The 6,747-nt window shown below is 38.5% G+C and carries 5 protein-coding genes; 4 read left to right on the top strand and 1 reads right to left on the bottom strand.

The features are described from left to right. The first annotated feature begins 41 nt into the window (after positions 1-41). Together E7480_04735 and rpsR are read left to right on the top strand one after the other, a co-directional pair. Positions 42-467: a single-stranded DNA-binding protein gene (locus E7480_04735; GenBank protein ID MBE6903894.1), complete on the top strand. Its 426-nt coding sequence runs from the start codon at positions 42-44 to the stop codon at positions 465-467. Positions 468-488: 21 nt separating this feature from the next. Further along, positions 489-740, top strand: coding sequence for a 30S ribosomal protein S18 (gene rpsR / locus E7480_04730; GenBank protein ID MBE6903893.1), 252 nt, complete (start codon positions 489-491; stop codon positions 738-740). An 87-nt stretch (positions 741-827) separates the two neighbouring features. On the opposite strand, the gene E7480_04725 is transcribed toward rpsR, so the two are convergent. Then, positions 828-2,732, bottom strand: a complete 1,905-nt coding sequence (locus tag E7480_04725) for a hypothetical protein (GenBank protein MBE6903892.1) — start codon at positions 2,730-2,732, stop codon at positions 828-830. Positions 2,733-2,931: 199 nt separating this feature from the next. Between E7480_04725 and E7480_04720 the strand changes: the two genes are divergently transcribed. Together E7480_04720 and E7480_04715 are read left to right on the top strand one after the other, a co-directional pair. After that, positions 2,932-3,747: a helix-turn-helix domain-containing protein gene (locus tag E7480_04720; protein MBE6903891.1), complete on the top strand. Its 816-nt coding sequence runs from the start codon at positions 2,932-2,934 to the stop codon at positions 3,745-3,747. Positions 3,748-3,903: 156 nt separating this feature from the next. Beyond that, entirely contained in the window at positions 3,904-6,744 is a 2,841-nt protein-coding gene (locus E7480_04715) for an extracellular solute-binding protein (protein MBE6903890.1), read from the top strand. Positions 6,745-6,747: the final 3 nt, after the last annotated feature.

Raw genomic sequence — 6,747 nt, 5'->3', positions numbered from 1 at the left:
GCTCTCTTGTAGTAAAAAAAGCGTAGAAGTTGGTGTGAAAAATGGCTGATTTAAACAAAGTAATTTTAATAGGCAGGCTTACGGCAGATCCGGAGCTTCGTCACACTGCGTCAAATTTGCCCGTTACATCCTTTTCAATTGCTATTAACAGGCGTTTTCAAAGGGACAGCGAGCAAAGAGCAGCTGATTTTATAAATATAGTTGCATGGCGTAATAACGCAGAATTTGTTTCTAAATACTTCAGAAAAGGTCAGTCCATACTTGTAATCGGTTCGCTTCAATCCCGTTCCTATGAGGATAAGGAAGGTAAGAAGCGCACTGCGTTTGAAGTTGTGGCAGATGAAATTCAGTTTGCCGAGCCTAAAAGAGACGGAGCATCATCTTCCGGTACCGAAATGACTTTTTCGGGTACTGCGCCTGCTGACGATTTTCAGCAGATAGCAGACGATGATGATTTGCCTTTTTAATTAATTAAGGAGGGAAATAAAATGGAAAACCAGGTTAAAGAAAAGAGCTTCCGCGCAGCTAAAAAGCAAAAGAAAAAGGTTTGCGTATTCTGCGTAGAGAAAGCTAAAGCAATAGATTATAAAGAACCCGCTAAGCTCAGAAAGTTTGTATCAGAGCGTTCTAAGATTCTGCCCCGCAGAGTTACAGGAACCTGTGCAAAGCATCAGAGAGAGCTTACAGTTGCTATCAAAAGAGCAAGACATCTTGCACTTATTGCTTACGTTTCTGACTAATATTTTACAATAACAATAAAAAACACTCTGCATCACTGCAGAGTGTTTTTTTGTTTTTCGTATACAAGAGCAAAAACGTGTTAAGCTTTATGCAAGAAGTAAAGCTTTAATGTTAAGAAGGTCAAGCAAATCACTTGTGCCGTTACGGTCATAGTCCATAGCCTGAGCCGATAAAGCGGAAGCTTCTTTGCCTATAAGCACGTTTCTTGCGCTGATAAGGTCAAGTACGTTTACTGTATTGTCTAAGTTAGCATCGCAGAACATAGTCCAACCGCCTGCAGCAACTGAATATACATATTTTCCTGCAGGGATTTCATAGCCGTTGATAGCTATGTTTTTGGTGATTTCAAAGGACATATCGTTTGATGCAGACATATTAAATGCGTTTACGGCATCAATCCAAACTGCAAAGCCGTTTTCGCTGACGCTTATCATAGCACAGTATTCGTTTCCTGTTTCAGCAATTTTGTCTCCCAGATTCATACCGTTGAAGACAAATGCTTCACGTACTTGATTTTTTACGGAAATATCGGGGCTTGCCTGTAAATTCACTTGAGTTGAATCTACAATAGCCTGAGAAAGACCGATGTGGAGAATGAAATAATTTGTATCGTCTGACATAGCGTTAGATGCGCCTGTGAGGCTAACGGGGATAAGCTCAACGGGCTCCTCTTCAACGTTGGAGGTCCATACACCTGCGGTCATTGTGTACTCAGCAGGAGCAAGATGATAACCGTTTAAAATTATTCCCTCTTTAAATTCAATTGAATAATTGCCTGCAGGGTCAAAGGACATACTGTTTCCACCCTCTGAATAAACGGAGAATGTAAGTCTGCTGTTTGTGCTTCCTGCAGAAACAATGCTTATACGGGGTAACCAGCGATGAGATGCGGTTCCTATGGGAGTGCCGTTTACATATACATATTTCTGAAGCATATTTACAAGCTCGTATGAGGGGTCTGCATTGGTGTTTACATCTGTATAGGGAGTATGAACACCGACAAGGTCAAGACCTACATTTTTATTAAGCATAATATGAATTTCATATTCGGTGCTGGAAATATCGCCTGTTTTCAATACAGGAACAGACCATTCCTGAGTGTTTTTGGAAAATTCAAATCTTGCGGGAAGAATATTATAGCCGTTTACAGTAAAGCCTTCTTCTATTGCGAACATATAATTGCTGTCAGCGGAGAAAGCAGCGGGACCTGAGGTTGCAAGTATTATTTGCATATAGGTAGCTTCGCCCTCAAAGCTTACAAAGCTGATAACAGGCTGATACTCGTGACCTGCGGCAGTCTGAAGAGCCTGAACGCTCTCATTTTGAAAATAGAATTTTGAAAGAATGTCTGTTCTGAGCTCAGGATAAGCAGTATCGCTTGCCTGCGCATTTATTTGATTAACTCCAATATTTTCACTAAAATATGCCTTAAAGGTTATTTCGTTTTCTGTTATGGAAACAGTTTCAACATGGCTTACAGTTGCAGTTTTTGTAAAAGTCCAGTTTCCGTCCGTAAGAGTGTGGATACCGGCTTCAATTTCACTGTTACCTAAAACTAAACCGGGGAGAAATTCGATTGTATAATTTTTTCCGTCATAGGATTGAGCAACACCGTCCTGCTTATAAAGGTCAAAATGAATATTGCTCTGATTGCTTCCTTCGATGTACTGCACCGAAACTCTGGGAAGATATGGAGAGTTAGCATACTTAAGAGGAATTCCGTTTATAAGGATTTTGCCTCCTACCTCTTCGATAAGGGCGTAATCGGGAGTTGCGTTAAGCTCAGCGTAATCAGTATGGATATTTGCTCCTGTAAATTCAATATTTTTATCAAGAACAAAGTCAATACTCCACTCGCCTGTTACACGGCTTATTACTTTAGCAACGGAAGCTTCTGCAGAAACGGGAGAAGCTGCCAAGGCAAATACACATGACAATAAAAGCACGCCGCTGACTAAAGCTGAAAGAAAACGTATTTTTTTGGATTTCATATAAAAAACCTCCTTTTTTATTAATATAGTATAAAATAAAAGCAATTACAATAGCCTTATGAGATAAATTAGTGGGTTTTTTTGTCATAAATTCAAAAAAATCAAAAGGAGTTTTGGTATATAAACAATTATAAATATTGAAATTATTTGTTTATTATGCTATTATGTTTTTATAAAAGCAAAAGGAGAAAAAGCAAAAATGAAAATATATACCACTCAGGAAAACATACTTAAGCAAATGATAAATATAATACGTGACGACCAGTTTCTTGTCAATGAATTACACGTTCACGAGTTTGTAGAAATAGAGATAATTTTGTCGGGAGTAGGCGTTCAGACTATAAACGGAAAAGAATATACCGTTAAAAGAGGGGACATTATTTTTCTCAAAAAAGGTGACTGCCACTCCTACTATTCAATAGATAAGCTCCTTTTAATAAACGTAATATTTTACTACTCTGTTTTTGACGATATGTGGGATTTACTCAGAACGTATTTTAGCGAGCAAGACATTGAATTTCCTAAGGTTATGCATCTTCAAAGCAAGGATATTGCATACGTTGAAGACATAGTATTAAAGGCGGAAAAGGAATTTATTGAAGAAAAGCAAGGCTACTATGCAATGATGAAATCCTACCTCACTATGTTACTTATACATATGGGCAGAATGGCAACAGGACAGCAGGCTCAGAAAACTGATATAACTATGCCTGCAATTCTTGACTACATCGACTCCAATTATATCAATCTGCGCCTTGAAAATATAGCCGATCGCTTCGGTTATTCCACCTCGTATTTTTCTAAATTCTTTAAGAAAAAAATGGGTATAAGCATTGTAGAATACGTCAACAAAAAACGGCTTAATAAAGCCATTGAGCTGATATTGGGAACTGATATTTCGATAGAGGAAATATGCACTGAGCTTGGCTTTAACGATAAGAAGCATTTTTATAACATTTTTAAAAGATATACAGGAAGTACACCGGGCAGCCTGAGAAAAAAAGAAAAACAGTAAATTTTACGACAAAATACCCTACTGTTTTAACTTGTATTACCATTGAAAAAAGCTTGTTTTTATAATATTATTTTTGTAGTATAGGGGAATACCATCAGTGTAATTTCTAAAATTTTAAAAATCGTAGTATTTTTTGTCTTATAGGAGGTGTCGGAAATGTTGAAAAGTAAAATATCGGCAATTTTACTGTTCTTTGTCCTTTTGTTTAATTTTGTTTTTGCAGTTCAGGCTGAAAATAACAGTGTTCAACAGAATACCGATATCTCGGGCTATAATTATACATACGGAAAATATCTTGAGGATAACGGAGAGATTAAAGAGTTTGAAGCAAAGGCTCAGGTTGACATAAGCGAAGATACAATCTTTGAAAGCTATGCAGACAGAGAAAAGGTTGTAATTCTCAAAAATGCAGGTGATAGTGTCTCGGTAAAGGTTGATATAGAGCAGGAGGGCTATTACTGTATTTATCTTTCCTATTGCGCAGTAGTTGAAACAGAGCGTGAAATAGAGCTTTGCGTTAAAATAGATGGGCAGGTTCCTTTTTTTGAAGCAAACGATATTTCTTTAAAGCGTACATATACAAGTAAAAATGATGTTTTTGAAACAGACCGCAATCAAAACGAGCTTCGTCCTGAGCAGGAGCAAATAGCTAAGTACAGCACAGTTGCTCTTTATAACCAATCGAACGGAATGAGCGACCATTATCGGTTCTTTTTTACACAAGGCATACATTCGTTGGATATTGTCGCTGTAAACGGCGGAGTTTGTATAGAACAAATAGAAGTGGCAACTGACGGTAAGGTTGTTGGTTACAGTCAATATATTTCCTCTTATCAAAATGAACGTTATGAAGGCGAGCCTCTTATAATACAGGGAGAAAAGGAAGCTCTTAAGTCAGACGCTTTACTTTATCCGTTGGCTGATAAGTCAAGCTGTGCAACTTATCCCTTTGACGAAAAAAGAGTAAGACTTAATATGATAGGCGGAACAAACTGGTCTTCTCCTTCTCAATGGATAGAATGGAATATCGACGTAGAAACAAGCGGACTTTATGAAATAGCTTTAAGGCTTCGTCAGAACGAGCTTAACGGAATGAACTGCTACCGTACAATTTATATTGACGGGGAAATACCGTTCAAGGAAATGGAAGGCTATGGCTTCGGGTATGACCGTTCCTGGAAAATCGAAACACTTTCCGATGAAAACGGCACTCCTTATCTTTTCTATCTGGAAAAGGGAAAGCATGCCTTGAGAATGGAAGTTACAACAGGTGAAATGAAGGATATAATAGCTGACTTTGAAAAGCTATTGACTGATGTAACAGACATTTATACTGATATCATTATGATAACTGGCACATCTCCCGACCTTTACCGTGATTACAACTTAGAAAAATCCGTCCCTAATCTTATTGAGCGCCTTACAAATATAATGCAAGGCTTGGAAAAGGGACTTGACAACATGGAGGAGATGTCCCACTCAACCGCGGCTCAGGCTTCTTCTGTAATGACTCTTTCAGAGCAGATAAAAAGCTTTATTGAAAAGCCGAGAAGTATTGCTTCGAGAGTTTCAAATCTTAAATCCAATATAAGCGCATTTTCTGCTTGGCTTCTTTCGGCAAGCAATTATCCGATATATGTGGATTATATTGCTTTAGGAAATAATCTTCAAAAAAATCTTAAGGCAAACGCAGGATTTTTTGAGTCTGCAGTGAGCCTTTTTAAGAGCTTTATTTACTCGTTTTTTGTCGATTACGACAGTATCGGCGGCGCTGAAGGTACAGAAAAAATAGATGTCTGGCTTTCTGCGGGACGTGACCAGGCTCAAAGCCTAAGCAATCTTATTGTAAAATATTTTAAAACCGACAATAACGCAAGTGTAAATTTGAAATTAGTACAGGGAAATCTTGTGGAAGCAGTTGTGGCAGGAAACGGGCCCGACATTGCTTTGAATATCGGAATGAGCGCCCCTGTTGACTATGCGGCAAGAGGAATTCTTGTCCCCTTGAGCGATTTTGAGGACTTTGATTCATTTACAAAGAAGAACTTTTATGATAGCGCCCTTAAGCCTTATGGCTATAAGGAAAAATATTACGCTCTGCCTGAGGTTCAGGAATTTAACGTAATGTTTTACCGTACCGATATTTTTTCGGAGCTTTCGCTTAAAGTTCCTGAAACATGGAAAGAGCTTAAGGATATAGTACCGATTCTTGCAAGAAACAATATGGACGTGGGTATTCCAAGCATTACTCAGACCGTTGCAGGTACGATAAATACAGAGCCGCCAAAAATGCTGTATACTTTCCTGATGCAAAACAAAGTGGAGCTTTATAACAGCAATCTTACAGGCAACAATCTTAATAGCACCGAAGCAATAGATGCTTTTAAACAGCTTACCGATTTATATACCGAGTTTGGATTGCCTGTGTATTACGATTTTCCCAACCGTTTCAGAACAGGAGAAATGCCCATAGGTATAGCGCCTCTTTCAACCTATAACTATCTTTCCTTTGCAGCACCGGAAATTTCGGGCAAATGGTCAATTTCGTTAATTCCCGGCACTCCCGATGAAAACGGTCTTAACCGTACAAGTGAGTTTACGGGAGTATCTTCAATAATGTTCAAGTCCTGTAAAAACTACGAGCTGGCTTGGGAGTTTATGAAATGGTGGACAAGTGAGGACGCTCAATACCGTTACGGTATGGAGGTTGAAACAATTCTCGGTCCTTCGGGAAGATACTTAACTGCAAATAAAAACGCATTTGAAAAAATCCCGTGGCCTTCAAGTGCAGTAAAGGTTATAAAGGAACAGTGGGAAAACGTCAGCACCTTTGAACAGGTGCCGGGAAATTATTTTGTAAGCAGATATCTGACAAACGCTATATCCGATGTTATACTGTCAAATGATACGGCGAGAACCGTGCTTGAAAAGTACGGAGAAATAATAGACACTGAGCTTAAGAGAAAAAGCGCTCAGCTTGAGATTATAGGAAGGTAATTA

Source organism: Oscillospiraceae bacterium (assembly GCA_015067255.1).
In the GTDB taxonomy this organism is placed as follows: domain Bacteria; phylum Bacillota; class Clostridia; order Oscillospirales; family SIG519; genus SIG519.
This window is presented reverse-complemented; position numbering and strand designations above follow the sequence as displayed.